Raw genomic sequence first — 1,006 nt, forward strand, 5'->3', positions numbered from 1 at the left:
GTGGAGTGAACCCCTGAACGCGGACAGAGGAGCAAGGGATGTCGCCCCGGTCAGCCCGTAGGCTGATCAGCAGATGGAGGGAGACGGACAATGCCCGGACGAATGCACAGCCGCGAATTCAAGCTCGAAGTCCTTGAACAAATCGAACGCAAGCAGAAAACGACCGCCCAGTTGTGCCGCGAACACCAGCTTTCACCGAGCCTGATTCACCGGTGGCGCAAGGAAGTGGAAATGCGTGGCGGCGCGGCCTTTACCGATATGAAGACGGGAGATCAAGCGTTAGAGAGGCGAATTGCCGAACTGGAACGGTATTGTGGGCAACTTGCCCTGGAAAATACAATTCTGAAAAAGTCGTTGGCGAACTACCGCACCAGGAGCGGCTCGAGATGATGACGGATGCGCGTGACGCGCATCCAGAACTCACGGTGGTTCGCTTGTGCGAAGCCTTTTCGCTGAGCCGCAGCTGTTTCTACGAATACAAAAACAACGAAGATACTGACCCAGACGACGAATTGGCGACTGAGATAGAAACCATTATTGAAAAATTTGTTGGTTACGGGTATCGGCGGATCACCCGTGAGTTGGCCCGTCGCAAGAAAAAGGTGAACCACAAACGCGTCTTGCGGGTGATGCGCGAACGCGGGCTGACCCACCGCAAAAAGCCGCGCAAGACGACCACTACGGATTCCGGGCATGCTCATCAGCGGTATCCGAATCTGTTGGCCGTCACGCACGTTCTCCGTCCCAATCAGGTCTGGCAGGCTGACCTGAGCTATGTCCGCATAACCGGTGGTTTTGTGTACGTCGCGTGTGTGCTGGATAGCTTTACCCGTGAAATCGTTGGCTGGTCACTTTCTGAACGACTGACTGCTGAGGTGCCCCTGGAAGCGCTGGACAACGCGCTGATCGCGCGTTGTCCTTCACCTGGGCTGATTCATCATTCTGACCAGGGCGTGCAATACGCCTGCACCGCCTACACCGAAGTTCTGAAGGCTGCTGGCATCAT

2 protein-coding genes are annotated in these 1,006 nt (G+C 56.0%); both read left to right on the forward strand.

Going from position 1 to position 1,006, the window contains the following annotated elements:
• Nucleotides 1–90 precede the first annotated feature (90 nt).
• A complete protein-coding gene (locus tag E5Z01_RS19235; RefSeq protein WP_119759794.1) occupies nucleotides 91–390 on the forward strand; it encodes a transposase in 300 nt (99 codons plus the stop codon).
• On the forward strand, nucleotides 387–1,006 hold a 620-nt coding region (locus E5Z01_RS19240; RefSeq protein ID WP_135230845.1), incomplete at its 3' end, for an IS3 family transposase. The genes E5Z01_RS19235 and E5Z01_RS19240, both read left to right, overlap by 4 nt.

Source organism: Deinococcus fonticola, assembly GCF_004634215.1.
GTDB lineage: Bacteria > Deinococcota > Deinococci > Deinococcales > Deinococcaceae > Deinococcus > Deinococcus fonticola.